This is a genomic window from Nakamurella sp. (assembly GCF_048594475.1).
Taxonomy (GTDB): domain Bacteria; phylum Actinomycetota; class Actinomycetes; order Mycobacteriales; family Nakamurellaceae; genus Nakamurella.
On record NZ_JBMDXT010000536.1, the window covers coordinates 1 to 1,862 of the forward strand.

The 1,862-nt window shown below is 68.7% G+C and carries 2 protein-coding genes; both read right to left on the reverse strand.

Annotated features, from left to right (window positions below; genetic code table 11):
- On the reverse strand, nt 1-639 hold a 639-nt coding region (locus tag ACOJUF_RS24050; RefSeq protein ID WP_420124335.1), incomplete at its 3' end, for a cytochrome b.
- Nucleotides 636-1,748 (reverse strand): ubiquinol-cytochrome c reductase iron-sulfur subunit, encoded by a 1,113-nt coding sequence (locus ACOJUF_RS24055; protein WP_420124336.1) that lies wholly within the window; start codon nt 1,746-1,748, stop codon nt 636-638. The genes ACOJUF_RS24050 and ACOJUF_RS24055, both read right to left, overlap by 4 nt.
- Between the last annotated feature and the right edge of the window lie 114 nt (nt 1,749-1,862).

Sequence of the window (1,862 nt, forward strand, 5' to 3'; positions counted from 1 at the left end):
CCGCGGAATGATGATCTCGCCGGGGTAGTCGCCGCCGAACACCGCCCAGTGCATCCAGGTGCCGATCACCGGGATCGACAGGATGAACGCGCTGACCGCCCGCAGGCCGGTGCCGGAGAGCAGGTCGTCCGGCAGCGAGTAACCCAGGAAGCCCTCGGCCATGCCCAGGATCAGCAGCAGCGCACCGATGATCCAGTTCACCTCACGCGGCTTGCGGAACGCACCGGTGAAGAAGATGCGCATCATGTGCAGCATCATCGAGAACAGGAAGATCAGCGCGGCCCAGTGGTGGATTTGCCGGATCAGCAGGCCGCCACGGACCTCGAAGGAGATGTCCAGGGTCGAGGCGTAGGCCATCGACATGGGCACGCCACGCAGCTTCTCGTAGACGCCCTGGTACACCGTCTCGGCCATCGACGGATCGAAGAACAGCGTCAGGTACACGCCCGAGAGCAGCAGGATGAGGAACGAGTACATCGCCGCCTCGCCCAGCATGAACGACCAGTGGCTGGGGAAGACCTTGTTCAGCTGGGTGCGCAGCGGCCGCGCACCGTGATAGCGGATGTCGGCGTTGTCCAGCGCCTTCTGCAGGTGCGAATCGCCGGCCGCTGCCTTGCGGGGGGTGGTCAGCCTGCTCATCCCGTTGCCTCCTTGGGCTCCGAGTACCACGCCGGGAACTTGCCGTTCTCCCAGAATCCGGGACCGACCGCCTCGATGAAGTCCCGCGCCGCGACGAAGTAGCCCTCGTCGTCCAGCTCGATGGGGAGCTGGGGGAGCGGGCGGGTGGCCGGGCCGAAGACCGGAAACATGCCCTCATACAGGTTGAACTGCGACTGGTGGCAGGGGCACAGCACGCGGCCGGTCTGCTGCTCGTACAGCGAGACCGGGCAGCCGACGTGCGTGCAGATCTTCGAGAACGCGTAGTAGTCGCCGTACTGGAAGCCCTGCTGCCCGTCCCGGATGCGGATGACCGAATCCGAGCGGACCCGGAACAGCATGACCGCGGCATCGGAGGCCTTGGAGCCGCCGGGAACGCCGGGGAAGACGGTGGCCATCGAGCCGGCCGCCAGGTCCTCGGGCTTGACCGGGGTGCCGTCGATCTGGGTCAGGCGGATCTTGGTGCCGTCCGCCAGCGGGGCCCACGGGGTGACCCACAGCGGCGAGTCGGCCCGTTCGGCCCACGGGTTCTTGATCAGCGCACCCAGGATCGGGATCGCCGCGACCAGGCCGAGCGCGCCGCCGGCCAGGGCCAGCGAGCCCTTGATCATGCCGCGCCGCTTGAGGCCGGCCTTGTCGACCGTGTCCAGCATCTGGGCGGACAGCGTCTGCCGGTCGAACTCGGCGGACATGCCGACGTGCCGCTGCTGGATGGCGACCTCGTGCGCGAAGATCTTGCGCGCCATCTGGACCACGCCGATCCCGAAGCACAGGATGGCCCCGCCCATGGTCAGGCCGATGATCGGGGTGTACAGCGCGTACGCGAGCTGGCCGTCCTGGTAGGCCGGCACGTACTCGTGCGGCCACCAGATGAACGCCACCGCGAAGAGCAGGCCGAGCAGCCCGGCCAGCAGGAACCACATGGCGACGCTGCGCTCGTTGCGCTTGTCGGCCGGCGAGCCGGGGACGGCGACGGGGCCGTACTCCTCGAGCTCGACGTGGTCCGCGGCCATGCCGAGCGCGGCCTTCTCCTCCCGCGACATCTTCGCCAGGTCGGCGTCGCTGGGAACGGCGTGCTGGTCGGTGCTCATGCCGCCGCCTCTCGGGGGCTCCTCGCAGGCTCGGTCGCCCCCGACGGGGCGCCGCCCTGACCGCATACATCGTTCGCTCGGCGAGCCTCGCTCATCATGCCCGGGCCCCCATCC